General features: G+C 69.7%; 16 protein-coding genes. 3 read left to right on the plus strand and 13 right to left on the minus strand.

Going from position 1 to position 22,678, the window contains the following annotated elements:
* Positions 1 to 15: 15 nt before the first annotated feature.
* The gene (gene smc / locus ACZ1DY_RS31870; RefSeq protein ID WP_465481846.1) at positions 16 to 3,615 is read right to left on the minus strand and encodes a chromosome segregation protein SMC; all 3,600 of its coding nucleotides are present in this window, start codon (positions 3,613 to 3,615) and stop codon (positions 16 to 18) included.
* Positions 3,616 to 3,703: 88 nt separating this feature from the next.
* Positions 3,704 to 3,991: an acylphosphatase gene (locus tag ACZ1DY_RS31875; protein WP_192742667.1), complete on the minus strand. Its 288-nt coding sequence runs from the start codon at positions 3,989 to 3,991 to the stop codon at positions 3,704 to 3,706.
* A 166-nt stretch (positions 3,992 to 4,157) separates the two neighbouring features.
* On the opposite strand from ACZ1DY_RS31875, the gene ACZ1DY_RS31880 reads away from it, so the two are divergent.
* Complete coding sequence (locus tag ACZ1DY_RS31880; protein WP_465481847.1) at positions 4,158 to 4,802, plus strand: hypothetical protein; 645 nt, start codon at positions 4,158 to 4,160, stop codon at positions 4,800 to 4,802.
* Between the two features lie 206 nt (positions 4,803 to 5,008).
* On the opposite strand, the gene ACZ1DY_RS31885 is transcribed toward ACZ1DY_RS31880, so the two are convergent.
* From ACZ1DY_RS31885 to kdpF, 6 genes are read right to left on the minus strand one after another with little or no spacing between them, the layout of a single operon-like run.
* Positions 5,009 to 5,710 carry a response regulator gene (locus ACZ1DY_RS31885; RefSeq protein ID WP_126733454.1) on the minus strand — a complete coding sequence of 234 codons (702 nt, stop codon included), beginning with the start codon at positions 5,708 to 5,710 and terminating at the stop codon, positions 5,009 to 5,011.
* A complete protein-coding gene (locus tag ACZ1DY_RS31890) occupies positions 5,707 to 8,292 on the minus strand; it encodes a sensor histidine kinase (RefSeq protein WP_257485156.1) in 2,586 nt (861 codons plus the stop codon). The genes ACZ1DY_RS31885 and ACZ1DY_RS31890 overlap by 4 nt, the downstream gene beginning before the upstream one ends.
* Positions 8,293 to 8,297: 5 nt before the next feature.
* Positions 8,298 to 8,909 (minus strand): potassium-transporting ATPase subunit C, encoded by a 612-nt coding sequence (locus ACZ1DY_RS31895; RefSeq protein ID WP_465481848.1) that lies wholly within the window; start codon positions 8,907 to 8,909, stop codon positions 8,298 to 8,300.
* 4 nt (positions 8,910 to 8,913) lie between these two features.
* Positions 8,914 to 11,007 carry a potassium-transporting ATPase subunit KdpB gene (kdpB, locus tag ACZ1DY_RS31900; RefSeq protein ID WP_257485154.1) on the minus strand — a complete coding sequence of 698 codons (2,094 nt, stop codon included), beginning with the start codon at positions 11,005 to 11,007 and terminating at the stop codon, positions 8,914 to 8,916.
* On the minus strand, positions 11,004 to 12,665 hold the full coding sequence (gene kdpA, locus ACZ1DY_RS31905; protein WP_465481849.1) for a potassium-transporting ATPase subunit KdpA: 1,662 nt from the start codon (positions 12,663 to 12,665) through the stop codon (positions 11,004 to 11,006). Before kdpA ends, kdpB begins: the two co-directional genes overlap by 4 nt.
* A complete protein-coding gene (kdpF, locus tag ACZ1DY_RS31910; protein ID WP_020630647.1) occupies positions 12,665 to 12,766 on the minus strand; it encodes a K(+)-transporting ATPase subunit F in 102 nt (33 codons plus the stop codon). The genes kdpA and kdpF overlap by 1 nt, the downstream gene beginning before the upstream one ends.
* Positions 12,767 to 13,110: 344 nt before the next feature.
* Here kdpF and asnB point away from each other — a divergent pair, with 344 nt between their 5' ends.
* Complete coding sequence (gene asnB / locus ACZ1DY_RS31915) at positions 13,111 to 14,943, plus strand: asparagine synthase (glutamine-hydrolyzing) (protein WP_465481850.1); 1,833 nt, start codon at positions 13,111 to 13,113, stop codon at positions 14,941 to 14,943.
* Between the two features lie 195 nt (positions 14,944 to 15,138).
* Here the strand turns inward: asnB and ACZ1DY_RS31920 are convergent, their stop codons facing one another.
* The 4 genes from ACZ1DY_RS31920 to ACZ1DY_RS31935 all read right to left on the minus strand — a co-directional run bounded on the left by ACZ1DY_RS31920 (position 15,139) and on the right by ACZ1DY_RS31935 (position 18,343).
* Positions 15,139 to 16,059, minus strand: coding sequence for an ABC transporter permease (locus ACZ1DY_RS31920; RefSeq protein WP_465481851.1), 921 nt, complete (start codon positions 16,057 to 16,059; stop codon positions 15,139 to 15,141).
* A gap of 230 nt (positions 16,060 to 16,289) precedes the next feature.
* Positions 16,290 to 17,078, minus strand: a complete 789-nt coding sequence (locus ACZ1DY_RS31925; protein WP_465481852.1) for an ABC transporter permease — start codon at positions 17,076 to 17,078, stop codon at positions 16,290 to 16,292.
* A gap of 9 nt (positions 17,079 to 17,087) precedes the next feature.
* The gene (locus ACZ1DY_RS31930; RefSeq protein WP_465481853.1) at positions 17,088 to 17,951 is read right to left on the minus strand and encodes an ABC transporter ATP-binding protein; all 864 of its coding nucleotides are present in this window, start codon (positions 17,949 to 17,951) and stop codon (positions 17,088 to 17,090) included.
* On the minus strand, positions 17,948 to 18,343 hold the full coding sequence (locus ACZ1DY_RS31935; protein ID WP_126733463.1) for a GntR family transcriptional regulator: 396 nt from the start codon (positions 18,341 to 18,343) through the stop codon (positions 17,948 to 17,950). The genes ACZ1DY_RS31930 and ACZ1DY_RS31935 overlap by 4 nt, the downstream gene beginning before the upstream one ends.
* A gap of 414 nt (positions 18,344 to 18,757) precedes the next feature.
* On the opposite strand from ACZ1DY_RS31935, the gene ACZ1DY_RS31940 reads away from it, so the two are divergent.
* Positions 18,758 to 21,736 carry an AfsR/SARP family transcriptional regulator gene (locus ACZ1DY_RS31940; RefSeq protein WP_465481854.1) on the plus strand — a complete coding sequence of 993 codons (2,979 nt, stop codon included), beginning with the start codon at positions 18,758 to 18,760 and terminating at the stop codon, positions 21,734 to 21,736.
* On the opposite strand, the gene ACZ1DY_RS31945 is transcribed toward ACZ1DY_RS31940, so the two are convergent.
* A complete protein-coding gene (locus ACZ1DY_RS31945; protein WP_465481855.1) occupies positions 21,733 to 22,260 on the minus strand; it encodes a hypothetical protein in 528 nt (175 codons plus the stop codon). The two genes, ACZ1DY_RS31940 and ACZ1DY_RS31945, sit on opposite strands and share 4 nt — an antisense overlap.
* Between the last annotated feature and the right edge of the window lie 418 nt (positions 22,261 to 22,678).

Genomic DNA, 22,678 nt, shown 5'->3' on the forward strand with positions numbered 1-22,678 from the left:
AACCGTCCTTACCACTCACGAGGTGACGAGCTCCTCTTCGGACGTACGCAGCCGCTGCGAGATCACCTTGGTGATGCCGTCGCCCTGCATCGAAACGCCGTACAGCGCGTCGGCGATCTCCATCGTCGGCTTCTGGTGGGTGATGATGATCAGCTGCGAAGAGTCCCGCAGCTGCTCCAGCAACCCGATCAGCCGCCGCATGTTGGTGTCGTCGAGCGCGGCCTCGACCTCGTCCATGACGTAGAAGGGCGAAGGCCGGGCGCGGAAGATCGCCACCAGCATGCCGACGGCGACGAGCGACTTCTCGCCACCGGAGAGCAGCGAGAGCCGCTTGACCTTCTTGCCCGGCGGCCGCGCTTCGACGTCGACACCGGTGGAGAGCAGGTCGTTGGGCTGCGTGAGCACCATGCGCCCCTCGCCACCCGGGAACAGCACGCTGAACACCGTCTCGAACTCGCGCGCGACGTCCTCGTACGCCGACGCGAAGACCTCGAGGATCTTTTCGTCGACCTGCTTGATGACGGCTTCGAGGTCCTTGCGGGTGTCCTTGAGGTCTTCGAGCTGGGTGGAGAGGAACTTGTAGCGCTCTTCCAGCGCCGCGAACTCCTCCAGCGCCAGCGGGTTGACCTTGCCCAGCAGGCTCAGGTCCTTCTCCGCGCGCTTCGCCCGGCGGGCCTGGGTGTCGCGGTCGAACGGCATCGGCGGCGGCGGGGTGACGTCCTCACCGCGTTCCTTGGCGGCCTCGTACTCGGCCATCTCCCCCGCGCTCGGCGGCACCGGGACGTCCGGGCCGTACTCGGCGACGAGGTCCTCGAGACCGATGCCGAAGTCTTCGGCGATCTTGGTTTCGAGCTGTTCCAGCCGCAGCCGCTGCTCAGCGCGCAGAACCTCGTCACGGTGGACGGCGTCGGTGAGCTTCTCCAGTTCGCCGGTCAGCTCGCGGACCTTGCTGCGGACCTGGGTCAGCGCTGTCTCCCGAGACTGCCGCTGTGCCTGCGCCTCGTCCCGTTCGTGGGCGGCGCGCTGCACGGAGACCTCGATGCGCTCCAGCGCGATCTCGCCGCCGTTGACCACCGCGTTGGCGATCTCGGCGCCGCGTTTCCGCGCGGCCCTGGACTTTTCGGCCCGTTCGCGGGCCTGCCGCTCGGCGTGCGCGGCCCGGCGGAGCGATTCGGCCTTGCCCTGGATGCTCCGCGCGCGCTCCTCGGCGGTGCGCAGCGCGAGCCGGGATTCCATCTCCTCCTGGCGGACCGTGCCGAGGTCTTCGGCGGCCTGGTCGCGCTCGGCGGTGTCCGGATCCTCGTCGACCTCCTGGTCGGCGACGGCGGCCAGCCGCTCTTCGAGTTCGGCGAGCTGCCGCAATGCATCTTCGCGGCTCTGCTCGACCTTGGCGCGCTGGTTGCTCAGCCGGTCCATTTCGGCCTGCGCGGCGCGCGCGGCCTGCTGCATCCGGTTCAGCCGCTCGGAAGAACGCGCCTTGCGGACCTTCGCGTCCCCGAGCGCTTCCTTGGCCCTGCCGACCTCTTCGCGCCTGGCTGCCTGCCCCGCGCGGGCGCCTTCGAGTTCCGCGGCGGTGCGTTCCAGCGCGCGCTCGGCGGCACTGAGCCGATCGCTCGCCTCGTCGACCGCGGCCTGCACCTCGATGACGCTCTCACTGCGGGCGGACCCGCCGACCGCCCAGCGCGCGCCGAAGACGTCGCCTTCGGGCGTGACCGTACTGACCTCGGGGTACACCTCGACGAGCCGTCGCGCGGACTCCAGACCGTCCACAATGGCCACCCGGTCGAGCGCGTGCTCGACGGCGGACCGCAACGCGGGCGGCGCGGTGACCACTTCACGCGCCCAGCGCGCACCCTCGGGCAGCGACGGCCAGGAGCTGGTGTCCACAGTGGATTCCAAGCCGCCGAGCAGAATGCCCGCACGCCCGGAGTCGTTGTCCTTCAAGAACTTCAGCGCGGCGAGCGCGTCTTCGCCACCGTTGACCGCGACCGCGTCGGCGACCGGGCCGAGGGCCGCGGCCAGCGCGACCTCGTGTCCGGCTTCGACGGTGAGCAGCGCGGCGACCGAACCGAGCAGGCCCGGAAGTTCGTGCTGCGCGCCGAGCAGCGCGCCGGCGCCGTCCTTGCGCCGCAGCCCCATCGACAGCGCCTCGACGCGCGCCTTCTCCGACGCGATCTCGCGTTCGGCGGCCCGCTCGGCCTTGACCAGTTCCTCGACCCGCGCCTTGGCGGCGTTGTTGGCCTCCACCGCGCGGTCGTGATGGGCCTGCAGCTCGGAGTCGTCGGATTCCTCGACGCCACCCGCCGCTTTGGCCTCTTCGAGTTCCTCGACGGCGATCTCGGCCCGCTCGGCCGCCTCTTCGAGCGACACGGTGAGCCGGTCGATCTCGTCGGAGGTGGCGCCGTTCTTGCTGCGCAGCGCCTCGACCTGGCCGGAGAGCTTCGCGAGCCCTTCCCGGCGGTCGGCGATCGCGCGGACGGCGGCCATATGCGCGCGCTCGGCGGCCTGGACGAGGTGTTCGAGCTGCTCGCGCCGCTGGACGGTCTCCGAAAGCACCATCCGGGCCTCGGCGACGGCCTCGTTGAGCTCCTGCTCCCGCTCGGCGACCTGCTCGGCCTCGGCGAGCAGCTCGTCGGGGTCGCGACCGGTGCTCGCCTGCTGCACGTCGGACGACAGGTGCCGCTGACGCTCCAGCGCGAGCCGCACGGTGCCGCGCAACCGCTCGGTCAACGCGGAAAGCTTGTACCAGGTCTCCTGGGCGGCGGCCAGCTTCGGTGCGTCCTCGGCGAGCGACGCTTCGAGCTCGGCCTCCTCGGCGGCGACGATCTCCAGCGCCTGCTCGACCTCGGCGCGCCGCTGACGGGCGACGCGCTCGTCCGCCTCTTCCTTGGCGATGCCTTCGCGCTGGGTGACCAGGTCGTGGGCGAACAGCCGCAGCCGCGCGTCCCGCAGTTCGGACTGCACCCACTGCGCCTTGCGGGCGATCTCGGCCTGTTTGCCCAGCGGTTTGAGCTGGCGGCGGAGTTCGGTGGTGAGGTCGCCGAGACGGTCGAGGTTGCCCTGCATGTTCGCGAGCTTGCGCAGGGTCTGTTCCTTGCGCTTGCGGTGCTTGAGGACGCCCGCGGCCTCTTCGATGAAGGCGCGGCGCTCCTCGGGCTTCGATTCGAGGATCGCCGAAAGCTGCCCCTGCCCGACGATGACGTGCATCTCGCGGCCGATACCGGAGTCCGACAGCAGTTCCTGCACGTCCATCAGGCGGCAGCGGTCGCCGTTGATCTCGTACTCGCTCGCGCCGTCACGGAACATCCGGCGGGTGATCGAGACCTCGGAGTACTCGATGGGCAGCGCGCCGTCGGCGTTGTCGATGGTCAGGGTGACCTCGGCGCGCCCGAGCGGGGCGCGGCCGGCGGTCCCGGCGAAGATGACGTCCTCCATCTTGCCGCCGCGCAGGTCCTTCGCGCCCTGGGTGCCCATGACCCAGCGGAGCGCGTCGAGGACGTTCGACTTGCCGGACCCGTTCGGTCCGACCACGCAGGTGATGCCCGGCTCGAAACGCAACGTCGTCGCCGAGGCGAAGGACTTGAAGCCCTTGAGCGTCAGGCTCTTCAGGTGCACGTCGTGCTGACCCCTCTGGCTGCGGGAACCGGTCTTTCAATCGACCCAGGCTACCTGTGTGCTCACGGTGATCGTGGGACGCCGGGCTTCAGCGCTCCACGAAGCCGCGAAGCCCGCCTTTCGCAGGCGACCACCGCTCGACTACGTGATCCACACTTCCGGGTGATTCCCCGGAGCGCAGGGCGGCCAAAAGCCGCTCACAGTGTTCACGAACACCCTCCGCTATCACCTCGACACGTCCGTCGGCCAGATTGGCCGCGCTGCCAGCCAGCCCCAGCTCAAGCGCCCTGCTACGGGTCCACCAGCGGAAACCGACACCCTGCACCCGGCCGTGCACCCACGCGGTCAGCCTGATGTGCGTTACTTCTTCACTCACGACCCCTATCGTGCACCATGCGGATGAACGCGGAGGGTGAACACGACGTGCGCTGTAGTTCGCAGACGGTGAAGCGGCGGTGATAATCTCCGCGCCGGGTCCCCACTTGGGCTACCTCGCCCGGGTAGCCGAACTCCCCGAAGTCCCCCATCCGAGGAGCCAGCACATGCCCCGTCCCGACGGGTCTGATTCGAGCGCACGCGTGTCCGTGGCACCGCCGCGCGGCGCGACCGGCAAGCTCAACCGCGCGGGCTACGCCGTCCTCGGCGTCAGCGGCCTCGTGGTGGCGACGGCCTTCGCCGCGATCGCCGAACTCGCGGGCCCCGGCGTCTCCGCCACCGCGGGCGGCACCGGCGTCCCCGGCGGCGGGCAGGGCATCGCCCCCGCCGGTGTCCAGCTGGTCCCGGGCAACGCCGTCCCCGGCGGCCCGATGACCGTCAGCGGTTCGCCCACCCCGGGCGCGCCCTCCAGCTCGACGGCGCCGCCGACCACGGTGACCTCGGTCGGGGCGGACGGCAAGGAGACGACGAGCGTCGTCACCCCGCCCCCGCCGGTGGTGCCGCCGAACCCGAATCCGGGTCCCGGCCCCGGGCCGGGACCGAACCCTGATCCCGGTCCGTCGAAGCCGCCGTCGTCGGACCCGTCGCCCAGCACGACGCCGTCTAGCACGACGCCCAAACCCTCGCCGACGGAAAATCCTCCGACAACGACAACCACCGGCGGTGGCTCCAGCTCCAGCGGCGCCCCGGAATCGTCGCCGGGCAAGTCCAGCACTTCGGGCACCGACACGTCCACGAGCAGCGCTCAGTAGGACTTCGGGTCCGTGAAGGCCTCCTTGCCTACCTTGACGGTAGGGAAGGAGGCCTTCACTACTTCCCGGCCCGCACCGAATCCATCGCAGTCAGCCGACTAATTGCGGCACGGCGCTGGGGCGGCAGGAGGTTGCGAAAGCCACTTTCGCAACGTTGAAGGTTGCAAAAGTGGCTTTCGCAACGCGTCAGCCACGCACGCGGGGGCTCAAACCTCGAAGCGGTAGCCCATCCCCGGCTCCGTCAGCAGGTGCCGCGGCCGCGAGGGTTCCGGTTCCAGCTTCCGCCGCAGCTGCGCCAGATACACGCGCAGGTAGTGCGACTCCGTCTCGTACGTCGGCCCCCACACCTCGTGCAGCAGCTGCTTCTGCGCCACCAGACGCCCGCGGTTGCGCACCAGCAGTTCCAGCACTCCCCATTCGGTCTTGGTGAGGTGCACTTCCTTGCCGTCCCGGCGCACCTTCTTCGCCGCGAGGTCGATCCGGAACGATCCCGTGTCCACGACCGCGTCCGCACCGTCCACACCGGACGACGCCGAGCGGCGCACGGCGGCCCGCAGCCGCGCCAGCAGTTCGTCCATGCCGAAGGGTTTGGTGACGTAGTCGTCGGCGCCGGCGTCGAGGGCCTGGACCTTGTCGGCCGAGTCGCCGCGCGCGGACAGCACGATGATCGGCACGGTCGTCCAGCCGCGCAGCCCGGCGATCACCTCGGTGCCGTCGAGGTCGGGCAGGCCGAGGTCGAGAACGACGACGTCGGGTTTGGTCTCGGCGACGGCCTTCAGCGCGGCCGTCCCGTCGTGCGCGGTGATCACCTTGTAGCCGCGGGCGGACAGGTTGATCCGCAGGGCTCGCACGATCTGCGGTTCGTCGTCGACGACCAGCACGGTCGCCGACGCGGTGTCTGCGCTCATCGCACTCGCTCCTCCTCTTCGTTCTCGAGGCCCTCGTCGTCGAAAGCGAGGAGGCTCTTTTCCGGATCCTGACCAACATATGCGGGCAGCGAGATGACGACGGTGAGCCCGCCGCCGGGCGTGTCCTCCGCCCGGATCCGCCCGCCCATCGCCTCGGTGAACCCCTTGGCGACCGACAGCCCCAGTCCCACGCCGGGCACGCTGTCCCGGTCTCCCCCGAGCCGCTGGAACGGCGCGAACGCCGAGTCCGCGGTGCCCTTCTTGAGCCCGCGCCCGTGGTCGACGATGCGCAGTTCGACGTGTTCCGAATGCGTGCTCGCGCGGGCCGAGACCGGCTCGCCGGACCTGCCGTGCCGCAGCGCGTTGTCGATCACGTTCGCCACGACGCGTTCGAGCAGGCCTGGGTCGGCGCACACCGACGGCAGCCGCGAGTCGATCGCGACCACAACCGACTCGGAGTTGTCCACATTGGACAGCGCGTGCGAGACGACCTCGTCGTAGCCGACGGGGCGCAGGTGCGGGCGCACCGCGCCGGTCGCCAGCCGTGAGGAGTCGAGCAGGTTGTCGATCAGCCCGGCCAGCCGGTCCGCCGATTCCTCGATCGCTTCGAGCAGTTCGTCGGTGTCCTCTTCGGACAGTGAGATGTCGGTCGCGCGCAGGCTGCCGATGGCCGCCTTGATCGACGTCAGCGGGGTGCGGAGGTCGTGGCCGACGGCCGACAGCAGCGCCGTGCGGAGTTCGGTCGCCTCGGCCTTGCGCTCGGCCCGGATGGCCGCCTTCGCCGTCCGCTGCTGCCGCAGGGCCAGCAACGCCTGCCCCGCGACGGCTTCCAGCACGCCCCGGTCCGACGCCGGCAGCGCGCGGCCCCGCAGCGTCAGGTGGACGTCGGCGGTGACCGCGATGTCGACGTCGGCCTGGTCCGGGTCGGCACACGGATCCGTGCCCGCGTTCGCCACCCGTTTCCATTTCCCGTCCCGCTTTTCCAGCAGGGTCACCGAAGTCAGGCCGAAGTTCTCGCGGACCTTCTCCAGCAGCCGCTCGATCGGGTTGGCGTGGGTGAGCACCGTCCGCGCGTACGACGCCAGCAACGCCGCCTCGGTCCGCGCCCGCGCGGCCTGCGTCGCGCGCCGGGCGGCGGTGTCGACGACCGCCGCGACGAGGACCGCCACCAGCACCATCGCGACCAGTGTGATCACGTTGCGCGGCTCGTGGACGGTCAGGTTGTACAGCGGCGGGGTGAAGAAGAAGTTCAGCAGTCCCGCCGAGAACACCGCCGCGAGCAAGGCCGGGCCGAGCCCGCCGGCGAGCGCGACCAGCACCGTCGCGAGCACGTAGTCGATCACGTCGGTGGAGAAGTCGAGCTGATCCCTCAGCAGGACACCGAGCAGCGTCGCCAGCGCCGGCAGCACCAGTGAGAGCACCCAGCCGGTCAGGCGGCGTGATGGCGTCAAGGGGCTCCGGTTGAAGCGGGCGCGCAGCCGTCCGCCCGCTTCGTCGTGCGTGACCATGTGGACGTCGATCGGGCCGGACCGCTGGACCACGGCCGCGCCGATGCCCTCGTCGAACAGCCTCGCCACGCGTGACCGCCGCGAGGTCCCGACCACCAGCTGGGTCGCGTTCACCCCGCGCGCGAAGTCGAGCAGCGCCGTCGGCACGTCGTCGCCGACGACGGTGTGGAAGGTCGCGCCGACCTCTTCGGCCAGCTTCCGGTACTTGCCGACCGCGGTCGGCCCCATCCCGGCGAGCCCGTCGCCGCGCAGGATGTGCAGCACCTGCAGCTCGGCGCCCGCGCGGTTCGCGATGCGGCTCGCGCGGCGGATCAGCGTCTCGCTCTCCGGGCCGCCGGTGATGGACACGACCACCCGTTCGCGGGCTTCCCACGTGTCGGTGATCTTCTGTTCGGCCCGGTACCGCTGCAGCGCGACGTCGACCTGGTCGGCGACCCACAGCAGCGCGAGCTCCCGCAGCGCCGTCAGGTTGCCGGGGCGGAAGTAATTGCCGAGCGCCGCGTCGATCCGCTCGGCCGGGTACACGTTGCCGTGCGCCAGGCGCCGCCGCAGCGCTTCGGGCGTTATGTCGACCAACTCCAGCTGCTCGGCCCGCCGCACGACCTCGTCGGGCACCGTCTCCTGCTGGGTGACGCCGGTGATCCGCTCGACGACGTCGTTGAGGCTCTGCAGATGCTGCACGTTCACCGTGGAGAGGACGTCGATCCCGGCGGCGAGCAGTTCGTCGATGTCCTGCCAGCGCTTCTCGTTGCGCGAACCCGGCACGTTGGTGTGCGCGAGTTCGTCGACCACGGCGACCTCGGGGGCGCGGGCGAGCAGCGCGTCGAGGTCCATCTCCTCGAACTCGTGGTCCCGGTGCGCCGACCGGCGGCGCGGCACGGTCTCCAGACCCTCGACGAGCTCCGCGGTCTTCTTCCGCCCGTGCGTCTCGACCAGGCCGATGACCACGTCGGTGCCCCGGTCGAGGCGTCGCCGCGCCTCGCCGAGCATCGCGTAGGTCTTGCCGACGCCCGGGGCCGCGCCGAGGTAGATCCTCAGCTCACCCCGGCGCGGCTTGGTCGTGTTCTCGTCCACGTCTGTCAGTGTGCTCCTCCGGCCGCGTCGCGCACGGCCAAGTTGACCTTCAGCACATTGACGCCCGGCACCCCGATCCCGGCACCGCTCGTGTTCTCCGCGACGAGCTGCCGGACCTTCTCCTCCGGCAGGCCCGTGTTCCTGGCCACACGCGGGATCTGCAGGTCCGCGTAGGCGACGCTGATCGCCGGGTCCATCCCCGACCCCGACGCCGTCACCGCGTCGGCGGGCACCCGCGACTCCTGGACACCCTCGCGGGCGGCGATGAGCTTCTTGCGTTCACCGATCGCGGCGACCAGGTCCTCGTTGTACGGCCCCTTGTTCGACGGGCCGGACGACGACGGGTCGCCGGGGCCGAGGGCGTCCTTCGAGCCCGCGGACGGGCGGTTGTGGAACCACGGGTCCTTGGCCGGGTCGGCCGCGACCGGGTCGACGCCGATCAGCGACGAGCCGACGGCCTGCCCGCCCTGGCTGATGATCGAGCCCTCGGCGTTGCCTTCGAGGCCGGGGATCCGCGAGACCACCCACACGCCGAGCGGGTAGACCACGCCCAGCAGGACCGTGAAGACGAGCAGGACACGCAGCCCGGCGAGGGTCTGCTTCAGCAGTGCGTTCATGGCGTTACCCGATTCCAGGGATGAGACGGACGAGCAGGTCGATCAGCCAGATCCCGAGGAACGGGCTGACGATCCCGCCGAGGCCGTAGACCAGCAGGTTCCGGCGCAGCAGCGCCGAGGCGGACGACGGCTTGTACCGGACGCCGCGCAGGGCGAGCGGGATCAGCCCGACGATGATCAGCGCGTTGAAGATGACCGCCGACAGGATCGCCGACTTCGGCGTCGCCAGCTGCATGATGTTGAGCGCGCCGAGCTGGGCGAAGATGCCGGTGAACATCGCGGGCAGGATGGCGAAGTACTTCGCGAGGTCGTTGGCGACGCTGAAGGTGGTCAGCGCGCCGCGGGTGATCAGCAGCTGTTTGCCGATCTCCACGATCTCGATCAGTTTCGTCGGGTCGGAGTCGAGGTCCACCATGTTCCCCGCCTCCTTGGCGGCGGAGGTCCCGGTGTTCATCGCGACGCCGACGTCGGACTGCGCGAGCGCGGGAGCGTCGTTGGTGCCGTCGCCGGTCATCGCGACCAGCCGCCCGCCCTCCTGCTCCTTCTTGATCAGCGCCATCTTGTCTTCGGGCTTGGCTTCGGCGAGGTAGTCGTCGACGCCCGCGTCCCGCGCGATGGCCTTTGCGGTCAGCGGGTTGTCCCCGGTGATCATGACGGTCTTGATACCCATCGAGCGAAGCTGGACGAACCGCTCCTTCATCCCGGGTTTGACCACATCGGACAGCCGGATCACGCCGCGCACGAACGCTTTCACGCCGTCGTACTCCGCGACCACGAGCGGCGTGCCACCCTGCCCGCTGATCTCGTCGACGACGCGCTCGGTCTCGTCCGGCATGTCGCCGCCGTGGTCGCGGACCCAATCCCGGACGGCCGAGGTGGCGCCCTTGCGCACCTGGCGTGCGCCGATGTCGATACCGCTCATCCGGGTCTGCGCGGTGAACTCGACGAACTCCGCGCGTTTCTCCTCGTCGGACGCGGTCTCCGCGAGCCCGTGCTCCCTCGCGACGAGTTCGACGATGCTGCGGCCTTCCGGCGTGCCGTCGGCGAGGCTGGACAGCCGGGCCGCCTTGGCGATGTCGCCCATGGTGGAGTCGCCGACCGGGATCAGCTCGGTGGCCTTGCGGTTGCCGAAGGTGATCGTGCCGGTCTTGTCCAGCAGCAGGGTCGAGACGTCGCCGGCGGCCTCCACCGCGCGGCCGCTCGTCGCGAGGACGTTGCGCTGCACCAGCCTGTCCATCCCCGCGATCCCGATCGCGGACAGCAGCGCGCCGATCGTCGTCGGGATCAGGCAGACCAGCAACGCGGTCAGCACGATCACGGACTGCTGGCTGCCGGAGTAGCCCGCCATCGGCTGCAGCGCCACGACGGCGAGCAGGAAGATGATCGTGAGCGTCGAGAGCAGGATCGTCAGCGCGATCTCGTTCGGCGTCTTCTGCCGGGAAGCGCCTTCCACCAAGGCGATCATCCGGTCCACAAAGGACTCACCGGGTTTGGTGGTGATCTTCACGACGATGCGGTCCGAGAGCACCGTGGTGCCGCCGGTGACCGCGCACCGGTCGCCGCCCGACTCGCGGATGACCGGGGCCGACTCGCCGGTGATGGCCGATTCGTCGACGGTCGCGATGCCCTCGACGACGTCGCCGTCACCCGGGATGACCTGTCCCGCCTCGACGACCACGAGGTCGCCGACGCGCAGATCGGCGCCCGGCACGGTCTCCTCGTCGCCGTCTTCGGTGAGACGGCGCGCGACCGTCTCCTTCTTGCTGCGCCGCAGGGTTTCCGCCTGCGCCTTGCCGCGGCCCTCCGCCACGGCCTCGGCGAGGTTCGCGAACAGGACGGTGAACCACAGCCAGATGGTGATGAGGATGGTGAACACGCTCGGGTCGGTGATCGCGAAGACCGTGGTCAGCGCCGAGCCGATCCACACCACGAACATGACCGGGTTGCCGAGCTGGTGCTTGGGATTCAGCTTGCGCAGCGCCTCCGGCAAGGAGGTCAGCAGCTGGCGCGGGCTGAAGATCCCCGCGCCGACCCGGCCGGTGTTCTCGACGTGGTGCTGGGTCGTTTCTTCGGGAGTGCGTTCCTGTGTGACGGTCATGCGAGTGCCTCTGCGATGGGCCCGAGCGCGAGCGCCGGGATGAAGGTGAGGGCCGCGACGAGCACGATCGTGCCCGCGAGCATCGTGCCGAAGAGCGGCCCGGTGGTCGGCAGCGTGCCGGCGGTCTCCGGAACCTTCCGCTGGGAAGCAAGGGATCCGGCCAGGCACAGCACGGCGAGGATCGGGACGAACCGGCCGAGCAGCATGGCCACCGACAGCGAAGACTGGAACCAGTCGTTCGTCACGGTCAGCCCGCCGAACGCGCTGCCGTTGTTGTTGCCCGCCGAGGCGTAGGCGTACAGGACTTCGGAAAGGCCGTGCGCGCCCGAGTTGGTCATGGCGGCCGGGGTGTCGGCCAGCATCAGCGCGACACCGGAACCGAGCAGCACCACGGTCGGCATCGCCAGCATGGAGACGGCCGCGCAGGTGACCTCGCGTTTCCCGAGCTTCTTGCCGAGGTACTCCGGCGTCCGGCCGACCATCAGCCCGGCGAGGAACATCGCGATCACGGCCATCACGAGGATGCCGTAGAGACCGGTGCCCACCCCGCCCGGCGAGATCTCGCCCAGCAGCATGTTGAGCAGCACGCCCCCGCCGCCGAGCCCGCTGTAGCTGTCGTGCGCGCCGTTGACGGCGCCGGTCGACGTGCCGGTGGTGGCGTTGGCGAACAGCGAGCTCAGGCCGATGCCGAACCGCCGTTCCTTGCCCTCCAGATTCGCCCCGGCGGCCAGCGACGCGGGGCCGCTCGCGTTGGCTTCGGACAGCCAGGTGACCGCGAGCATCGCGGTGAACAGCGCGGCCATCACCGAAAGCAGGACGTAACCCTGGCGCTTGTTGCCGACGAGTTTGCCGAACGTGCGGGTCAGCGACACCGGGATCACGAGGATCAGGAAGATCTCGATCAGGTTGGTCCAGGCGTTCGGGTTCTCGAACGGGTGGGCGGAGTTGGCGTTGAAGATGCCGCCGCCGTTGGTCCCGAGCTCCTTGATGGCTTCCTGGCTCGCGGCCGGGGCGAGCGCGATCTTGCTCGTGCTGCCGTCGGGGTTGAGGACGTCGACGCCGCTCTTGAGGCTCTGCACGACGCCGAGCGCGATCAGCGTGATCGCCGCGACGAACGCGATCGGCAGCAGGATCCGGATCGTGCCGCGCGTCAGGTCCACCCAGAAGTTGCCGAGGCGGTCGGTCTTCGAGCGGACGAATCCGCGGACGACCGCGATGGCGACCGAAAGGCCGACGGCGGCGGACAGGAAGTTCTGCACGGTCAGGCCGGCCATCTGCACGAAGTGACCCATGGTCGCTTCGGGGCTGTAGGACTGCCAGTTCGTGTTGGTCACGAAGCTGACGGCGGTGTTGAAGGCGACCGCCGGCGAGACCGGTTCCTTGCCGAGGCTCCACGGCAGGATCGCCTGGAGCCGCTGAAGCAGGTAGAGGAAGACGACGGAGACGAACGAGAAGCCGATCACGGCGGACGCGTAGGTCTTCCAGTGCTGTTCCGATCCGGGGTTCACCCGGAACAGGCGGTACAGGCCGCGTTCGGCCTTCGTGTGCTTCTCTGTCGAGAAGACGCGCGCCATGTAGTCGCCGAGTGGCCGGTGGACCACGGCGAGCGCGACGAGGAGGAGACCGGCCTGCAGGAGGCCGGCCATCATGTCTGACATCAGAATTTCTCCGGCCTGACCAGTGCGATGAACAAATAGACGATCAGCCCCAGCGCCAGCAGTCCGCCGACGACGTTGGCCACGGTTCCCGTGCCGGTCACAGCTTTTCCAGACCGCGAAGGGTCAGGGCGAGAACCACGAATACGCCGATCAGGAGCACGGCGTAGAGCAAGTCGGCCACTAGGCACCTCTCAGGACAGGTCACCCCATCGGTGACCAGGACCCCGCAACACTGCGCCTGGTACAGACCAACGCGACCCTCGCCTGACGGCCTCTTGATGCCCCGATCGGGTGCCTTTACGACTTCTTGATGCCCGGTGACGTGCCCCACAGACGGTGACGCACTGCGGACGGAGCGTGCAATTCGGGCAGACAAGCCCGCCGAAGCGTGTTACACCGGTGTTACGGATAGTTGTATGCGCTAACTAATCACCGGGAGGTAGCGATGTGCGGAATCGCAGGGTGGGTCTCCTTCGACACGGATCTGACCCAACGCCGTGAGATCGTCGACGCGATGACCGAGACCATGGCCTGCCGCGGGCCGGACGACTCGGGCACCTGGGTCCGGCCGAACGTCGCGCTGGGCCACCGGCGGCTGGCGATCATCGACCTGCCCGGCGGCAGGCAGCCGATGGCCGAAGCCGGGCTGGCCGCGATGGTCTACAGCGGTGAGGCGTACAACTTCACCGAGCTGCGCGGGGAACTCCTCAAGCGGGGCCACAAGTTCGAGACCGACAGCGACACCGAGGTCGTGCTCCACGGCTACCTCGAGTGGGGCGACGAGGTCGTCGACCACCTCAACGGCATGTACGCCTTCGCGATCTGGGACGAGCGTGACGAGAAGCTCGTGATGATCCGCGACCGCATGGGCATCAAGCCGTTCTACTACTACCCGACCCCGGATGGCGTCCTCTTCGGTTCCGAGCCGAAGGCGATCCTCGCGAATCCCTTGGCGCGCAAGGTGGTCGACACCGACGGCCTCCGCGAGCTGATGGCCATGACCAAGACGCCGGGCTGGTCGCTGTGGAAGGGCATGCACGAGGTCGGGCCGGGCACCATCGTCACGGTCGACCGCTCCGGGATCCGCACGCGGACGTACTGGAAGCTCGACGCGAAACAGCACACCGACGACCAGGAGACGACGGTCGAGCGGGTGCGCGAGCTGATGACCGACATCGTGCACCGTCAGCTGATCGCCGACGTGCCCCGCTGCGTCCTGCTCTCGGGCGGGCTCGACTCCAGCGCCGTCACCGGTCTCGCCGCGGCGCGGCTGGCCGAACAGGGTGAGCGGCTGCGCACGTTCTCCGTCGATTTCCAAGGCCAGGAGGAGAACTTCAAACCGGACGAGGTGCGCGACACCCCGGACTCGCCCTTCATCCGCGACGTCGCGCAGCTGGTCGGCTCCGACCACAAGGACGTCGTGCTGAACCCGGCCGAGCTCAGCGACCCGGAGGTCCGCCGCAAGGTGCTGGCCGCGCGGGACATCCCGGCCGGGCTCGGTGACATGGACACGTCGCTGTACTTGCTGTTCAAGGCGATCCGCGCGGAGTCGACGGTGGCGCTGTCCGGCGAATCCGCCGACGAGGTCTTCGGCGGTTACCGCTGGTTCCACGACGAGGCCGCGGTGAACTCGGGGACGTTCCCCTGGCTCGCCTTCCGGATGGGGCTCACCAGTGAGCGGGGTGCCCTCCTGCGCGGCGAGGTCCAGGAGAAGCTCGACCTGCCCGGCTACATCGCCGACCAGTATGCCACCGCCGTCGCCCAGGTCGAGCACCTCGACGGCGAAAGCGAGCAGGACCGCAAGATGCGCACGGTCTGCAACCTGCACCTGAGCCGGTTCGTGCGGATGCTGCTGGACCGCAAGGACCGGGCGTCGATGGCCGTCGGGCTCGAAGTGCGCGTGCCGTTCTGCGACCACCGCCTCGTCGAGTACGTCTACAACACGCCGTGGTCGCTGAAGACGTTCGACGGCAGGGAAAAGAGCCTGCTGCGGCACGCGACCGAACACGTGCTGCCGACGTCCGTGCGGGACAGGGTCAAGAGCCCGTATCCGTCCACTCAGGACCCCGGATACGCGGCTGCGTTGCAGCAGCAGGCCAAGGAGGCCCTGACCGAACGGGACAACCCGGTGTTCGAGCTGGTGGACCGCGACTGGCTGCACCGGGTGTCCGAAGTGGACCCGGCCACGATGTCGTCGGCCCAGCGCTCCGGGATCGACCGTGCGCTGGACCTCTACCACTGGTTCGACCTGTACCGGCCCGAACTCCAGCTCGACTGAGGTCCTGGTCCGCCGCCGTCTCGGCGCCTGTGGGCGGAGCTGAGATTCGTCCGTGAAGTGACCACACACGTGAACCCGCCCGGCCGGAGGCCCCGCTATCGCGGTGGCAGGGCGCCCTCGGCACCCGGCGCGACCTGGAAGACCAGGTCGCGCCCTGCCGACGTCGATCGCGGCCGCGGGTTCACCAGCGGACAGTCACCGACGGCGGCGGACCGTGCCCCCGACCGCGGCGCCCCCGAGCACCGCGGTCGCGGCGAGCAGGATGCCCGCCTCGGTCCACTGGAACCGCCAGAACCGGTCGGCGGGCTGGTAGACGGTGAAATCCCGATACCCCGCCGCCTGAGCGCACGCGCTCTTCCCCAGCCCCAGCGGGCACCCGGGCACTTCGTCCAGCGAACTCGTCTCGCGGCCGTCCGGCGTGACCCTGCCCAGCTCGACGATCAGCGCCCCCTTGGTGGCCGGATCCGCGCCGATCGTGCGCACCGGCTCGGCGTAATGCGGCCTCAGCACCAGCAAGGCGATCGAAGCCGCGAGGAACACCGCGACGGTGATCGCGATGGCGGGCAGGGTCTTGCGCACGAGCGCCCCGGCCGCCGCACCGAGGGCGAAGGCGAACAGCCACCAGGCCGCCGGCGCGATCCCGAGCGCACCGAAGTAGGACGTCTCGGCGAAGCTCTCCGACTTGCCGGGGAACATTTCCAGCCACGCGCCGAACATCTGCCCGGAAGCGAGCCCGGCGAGCATCGCGCACCCGGCGAGAACACCGAACTTGACGGCCAGCCAGTGTCCCCGGCCGACCGACTGGGTCCACGCGAGCTGGTGGGTGTTGCGCTCGTACTCCCTGGCCAGCAGCGGCGCGCCCCAGAAGACACCCGCCAGCAAGGGAACGAACGGCACCATCACGACCAGCGGGTAGACCTTCTGATAGAGATCCTCCAGTCCCGCGTCGTATTCACGGCACGGGACGCCGCCGCCGTGGCAGTACAAGGAGGTCTTGCCGTTCGCGGCGCCGGCGGCGAGCTGTCCGGAGAGGAACAGGATCCCGCCGAGCACGACGAGGAATCCGAGGGTGACGAGCAGCTGGGTGCGGTGCTGCCGCCAGGTGAGCCAGAGCAAGAAGCTGTGCCTTTCTCTTGAGGGGCAAGGCAAACGTGGCATGTTCGCGGGCGGGCCGGCGGTGGAGTGAAGGCCCTGGTCGAGTGCGGCTCGTGAGTGGCGATTCGGCTATAGAGGGGCGAGATGCCGGGTTGCGAAAGCCACTTTCGCAACCTTCGACGTTGCGAAAGTGGCTTTCGTAACATGAACCCCCGGCCCGGCCCCGAGGGAGCCACGACACCTGTGCCTTTCTAGGAGCGGCGGCGGATGGCGAAGGTGGCGGCGACGGCGAGCAGGAGCGTGACGCCGGTCAGGATTGCGGCTTCGGTCCACTGGAACCGCCAGTACCAGTCCGCGGGCAGGATCTTGAGCGCGGTGATCTCACCGGCGGCGTCCCTGACCATTTCGACCACCCGGCCCACGGGTTCCGTGCCCACCGCGACGAGCCGCGGTTCCGCGTAGAGGTCACGGACGTTGCTCACGCCGATCATCAAACCCACCGACACCGCGATGGTGACGGCGATGGCGGGCAGCGTCTTGCGGATGAGCGCCCCCGCGGCCGTGCCGAGCACGAACCCGAAGAGCCACCACGCGCCCGGCGCGACACCGGTCATCGCGAACAGGACCGGGTTGTCGAACCGGCTGGTGAAGGCGGTGTCGCCGCGGTCGGTGGGGAAGACCGCCACCCAGCGCTGCATCATCGTGCCGAACGCGAGCCCGCCGAGGGTGGCGAGAACCGCGAGGAATCCCAGTTTCACGCCGAGCCAGTGGAATCGCGAGATCGACTGGGTCCAGGCGAGTTTCGTGGTGCCGCGTTCGAATTCGGCCGCGACGAGCGGGGCGCCCCAGAACACGCCGATCGCCACCGGGACGACCTGAAGCCAGGAAAGGTACTGGTAGAGATCCGCGAACAGCTTCGCCGGGGTCGGGCTGTCCGCCGCGGCGTTGCCGTTGACCAGCAGGACGATCCCGACGGCGACGAGCAGACCGGCGGTGATCACCAGCTGCATGCGATGCTGACGGTAGGTGAGCCAGAGCATCGTTCCCCCTTACGCCGAAGCCAGTGTCGGGCGAGGCAGGCTCGCGGATTCCGGGCGCCGCAGGTAGGCGAGCACCAGTTCCTCCAGGTTCGCCGGCCGCTCTGTCCACTGTGGACCCAGTGGGACCGGTTCGGTGCGGGCGAAGACGGTCGCCTGCCGCCCCGCCCTCGCCTCGTCCACGATCGCGACCCGCCGGGCCAGCGCGTCGGCCTCCTCGGCGGGGCCGACGAAGGTCCGGTGCCCGGCGACGAGTTCGTCGATGTCACCACTGACCTGGACGCGGCCGCCGTTGAGGACGATCAGCCAGTCGCAGGTGTTCTCCAGATCGGAGACGACGTGGGACGAGAGCAGCACGGTCATCCCGGTCTCGGCGACCGCCTCCATCAGCCCGCGCATGACCTCGTGGCGGGCGAGCGGGTCGAGGTTCGCGAGCGGTTCGTCGAGCACCAGGAGATCCGGGCGTTTCGCGAGGGCGACGGTGAGCGCGACCTGCGCGCGCTGTCCGCCGGAGAGCTTGCCGACCTTGTGCTTCAAGGGAAGCCCGAGCGCATCGATGCGCTTGAGCGCGAATTCGTCGTCCCAGCCGGGGTTGAGGCGCCTGCCGAACTTGAGCATCTCCGCGATGCTGAAGCCGGAGTACAACGGCTTGTCCTGCGCGAGAAAGGCCGCGGTGCCCTGGATCGAAACCGAGCCGAGGGTCGGGTCGAGCAACCCGACGGCCAGGTGCAGGAAGGTCGTCTTACCCGCGCCGTTGGGCCCGACCAGCGCGACGACGCGACCTTTCGGGACGGCGAGGGAGCAGTCGCGCAGCGCCCACTTGCGGCGGTAACGCTTGCCGAGCCCGGTCGCCTCGATGACGGGTTTATCGGTCATGCCGTCCGCTCCCCTCGAAAGCCATCGACCACCACCGAGGTGAACAGCGCCTCGACGTCTTCCTGATCCAGCCCCGATTCGCGCGCGTCGCGGACCCACGCGCCGAGGCTCTTCCGCAAGCGAGTGTGCTCCGCGAACGAAGCGCCGCCGAGCGTCTTCTTGACGAAGGTGCCGAGGCCCGGCTTCCCCTCGACGAGCCCTTCGCGCTCCAGCTCGCGATAGGCCTTGAGGACGGTGTTGGGGTTGATCGCCAGCTCGGCGACCACTTCCTTCGCCGTCGGCAGCCGGTCCCCCGGCTCCAGCAACCCCAGGCGGAGGGCGTTCTTGACCTGCTGGACCAGCTGGACGTACGTCGCGACGCCCGAGCCCTTGTCCAGGTGGAAGGTGACCACTGGCAACACCCTTTCACTAATTAAGTAGTGAAAGGGTGCAGGCAGACCGCGACGACTGTCAAGTGATCACGCGAAAAATCCGTGAAGGCCCCTTGAGGGAGTCTGGATCCCTCAAGGGGCCTTCACGGAAAACCCCAGCCCCAGTAAGAAGAAGCGCCAGTTCGACGACACGGGGGAAGACGTCGAGCTGGCACTACCCCCAACCCCCACCGCCTTCAGATCGGCGGTGCCTGTGCAAGCGAAGGTGCCCACCGTCGTACCGGAACCGAATGGGGGGTCCTGCCCGTCTGGTTGGTTGGGCACGGTTCCGGCGACGGGTCCTCGGTGGACACATGGGCAAGCATCACGCCGTCCGGATGCAGGGCGCTTGCACTACGCTTGCAGGCTCTGACGAGGGTGAGCGGAGGTGGCCGCGTGGAGTTCCGCGTCCTCGGCGCCGTCGAGGCGTGGGCCGACGGCGTTCCGGTCGATCTCGGCTCGCCCAAACAACGGCTCGTGCTGGCGGTTCTGCTGCTGGAGGCGGGCAAACCGGTGCCGCGCGACCGCATCATCGACCTCCTCTGGCCCGAAGAACCCCCGGCCAGTGCCCGGAACACCGTTCAAGCGCTGGTGTCCAGGCTGCGTGCGGTGTTCCGCGGCGCGGGCGGGCCGGAGATCGTCTCCGAGGGGACTCGGTACCTGCTCAAGGTCGATCCGCGTCAGGTCGACCTGCACCGCTTCACCGAGCTGACCGCGCGAGCCCGCGACGCCGACGACGAGACCGCCGTCGGGCTTTTGGACGAGGCGCTCGGTTTGTGGCGCGGCGAGGCGTTGTCCGACGTGGTGAGCGGCGAGGTCGCCCAGCGGCTCCGCGGCGGTATGCACGAAGCACGCTGGACGGCGCTGGAGGATCGGGCCGAAGCGCAGCTGCGGCTCGGCCGCGGCAGGCAGGTCCTCGCGGAGCTGACCGAGCTGGTCGCCGCGCATCCCCTGCGCCAGCGGTTCGTCGGGCAGCTCATGCTCGCGCTGCACCGCGAAGGCCGCACCGACGACGCCCTCGAAGCCTTCCGCGCTCTGCGGGGCCGGCTCGGCACCGAGCTGGGTCTCGATCCCTCGCCGGAGCTGCGGCGGCTGGAATCCGCCATCCTCGGCGCCGATCCCGCGCTGGAACCCGCGACCCGGCCCGAGCCGGTCCGCCCGGCCCAGCTGCCGCACGACGTCCGGGGGTTCGCCGGGCGGGCGGCCGAGCTGGAGCGGCTCGACGAGGCGACCCGGCACCCGGGCGAGGGCACCGACATCTGGGTCATCAGCGGGACCGCCGGGGTCGGCAAGACCGCGCTCGCCGTCCGCTGGGCCCACCGCGTCCGCGACTCCTTCCCCGACGGCCAGCTCTATCTCGACCTGCGTGGTTTCGACCCCGACCACGAACCGCTCACCCCGGCCGTCGCGCTCACCCAGCTCCTGCAGGCGCTCGGCACCGCGCCCAAGGCGATCCCGCCGGACACCGACACACGGGCAGCGTTGCTCCGGTCCCTCCTCGCCGACCGCCGGGTGCTGCTGGTGCTCGACAACGTGCGCGACAGCGGCCAGGTCCTGCCGCTGCTGCCGCCTTCCGGCACCGTCCTGGTCACCAGCCGCCAGCGGCTCGGCGACCTCATCGCCCGCACCGGCGCCCGCGCGCTCCCGCTGTCCGTGCTGCCCGCCGAGGACGCGCGGCATCTGCTGGAAGCCGTGCTGGGCAGCGAAACCGTCGCCGCCGAGGCCGTCGCGGCCGCCGAACTGGCGCGGCTGTGCGGGCATCTCCCGCTCGCCCTGCGGATCGCGGCGGCCAACCTCGGTGCCAGTGGCGAACCCGAGATCGCCGAACTCGCCCGCGAGCTGGCAGGCGGTGACCCGCTGGCGGAGCTGACCGTCGACGGCGCCGAGGAAAGTGCCGTGACCACGGCGTTCGGTGTCTCCTACCGGGCGCTTCCCGAGGAGCACCGGGAGCTGTTCCGCCGTCTCGCGCTCGTTCCGGGCCAGACGTTCACCGCTCCCGTGGCGCAGGCGCTGACCGGTGTCGCGCACTCGAAGGCGAACCAGCAACTCAAGGCGCTCGCGGCGGCGCATCTGGTCGAGCGCTACACCCCGGGGCGCTACCGGTTCCACGATCTTCTCCGCAGTTTCGCGGCGGGACGCACGCTCTCGGAGGACTCGAAGGCCGACCGTGACGCCGCGGAGAGGCGGCTCTTCGAGAGCTACCTGAGTACCGCCGACGCCGCGGGGCGTGTCCTCATCCCGCACTTCCTGCGCCTGCCGCGCGAAGAACCGGCGGCCAAACCCTTCGCCGACACCGAAGAGGCGCTGGCCTGGCTGGACGCCGAGTGGCCGAACCTGGCCGCCGCCGTCGAGCACAGCGCCGAACACGGCCCGCCCGAGTTCTCGTGGCATCTCGCCGACGCGCTCCGCGCCTTCTTCCACCAGCGCGGGCATCACGCGGAATGGATCGACACGGCCTCGACCGCGCTCCAGGCCGCCCGCCGCAGCGGCGCCGGGCAGGCACAGGCCGCGATGCACCTGAGCATCGCGCTGGCCTGCGTCAACAGCGGCCGCTACGACGAAGCGCGCGAACACCTCACCAACGCCCTGCGCGGCGATCTCCTGGACGGCTGGGACGCGGGCCGCGCGGCCGTGCTCAACAATCTGAGCGCGGTGCACCAGCGGCTCGGCGACCCGCAGGAGGCGATCCGCTGCGGGCTGGAATCCCTGCGGCTGTGCGAAGAACTGAACATGCCCGCCGTCTCGATGGCGCTGGCGAACCTCGGTTTCCCGTACTGGCAGACGGGTCAGCTCGACGAAGCGCTCGCCAACTTCACTCGCGCGCTCGCGGTCTCCGAACGCGACGGCGCCCGGTTCAGCGTCGCGGTGCTGCTGGTCGACCTCGGCAACGTGCACCGCGATCTCGGCCTCCTCGACGACGCCTACGACTTCTACACCCGGGCGCTCGCGGCCAACCGCGAGCTGGGTTACACCTACGGCGAAGCGACGGCACTGTCCGGCAGGGCCGTGCTCGAAAGCAGGCGCGACCCGGGCGAGCAGAACCACGCGGACGCGCTCGAAGCCGTCGAGCTCACCCGCAAGATCGGCGACCGGGGCACCGAGGCCTGGACGCTGGCCGGGCTCGGCGAGGTCTGCCTGCGGCTCGGCAGGCCCGAGGAAGCTGTGGAGCACTACCGGCTCGCGTTGTCCATCGCGCGGACGACCAGCTTCTTCTGGTGCGAAGCCGCCGCCCGGACCGGGCTCGCGGAAACCCTGCTGAAACTGGGAAAGCTCGCGGAAGCCCGGACACACGGCGAACTGGCACTGGAACTCGCCGCGCGCTCCGGCTACCGGCTCGTCGAGGAACGCGCGAAGCTGATCCTGGACGAGCTTTAGTCGTTGGTGTCGTACGACTTCACACTGGCGGCGATCGCCGCCGCGATCGCCGCCAGGACAGCGAGGATGATCGTCAGTGCCATGGCGGTGCTGTCGCCGTCGTCGAAGCTGAAGAGCCACTTCGCCTGAGCGCCGAACGGCGTGCCCCACACCAGGGGCGTCCCCACGAAGACCGCCACCACGTAGAACAGGCAAAGCCCGCACAGGGTCCAGGCGCCGGGAATCCGGCGGGCGACCGTGAACGCCGCCGCGATCACCAGGACCACGGCGGAGATGACGCCGCTGGCCATGTTCTGCACCGTGATACCCGGCGGGCGACCGTCCGCCTCCGCGGCGACGACGACGTTGTAGAGCGCGAACCAGACGAGCATGGCAGCGGCGAGCAACGCGAGGACGCCGGCTGTCACCGCTGCCGGCGTGTTGGCCCGCGGCTTGGGCCGCGCCGCCTGGCCCCACGGCGGAGGTCCGCTCGGCGTCGGCTGACCGGGCTGCGGAAAGCCGGGCTGCGGTGGATTCGGCTGCATCCGCACTCCTCGCGCGTTCGGCGGCACGGACCGGGCCGCCTGTCGTGGTTCGCGGTCACCGTAGCGAAAGTCGGCTCATGGTGGACCGTTCATGGCAGGAAACTGCCTTCGCGACACGGTGAGTCCGTGCGGCGCAGGGGGGCGAAGTCTGCCCCGGCCCGTGTCGCGAAAGCCACTTTCGCGACGTTGGATGTCCCGAAAGTGGCTTTCGCGACACGGCCTTGAGGGTTCGGCTGAGGAAACTCGACCTTCGCACGTGGTACCGGCGGCAAGTACTCGTGACTGCGTCGGGTCGCTGGAGCCGACCGTGCCTCAGGTATGCCCCGCCGGGTGCGCGAGTGGACGTCTCGCGTGACTGGATGGACGACATACGTGATCAGAAGGCCGTCTCGCGTGATTGGACGGACGACACGTGTGA

The organism is Amycolatopsis sp. PSD-21 (assembly GCF_055561455.1).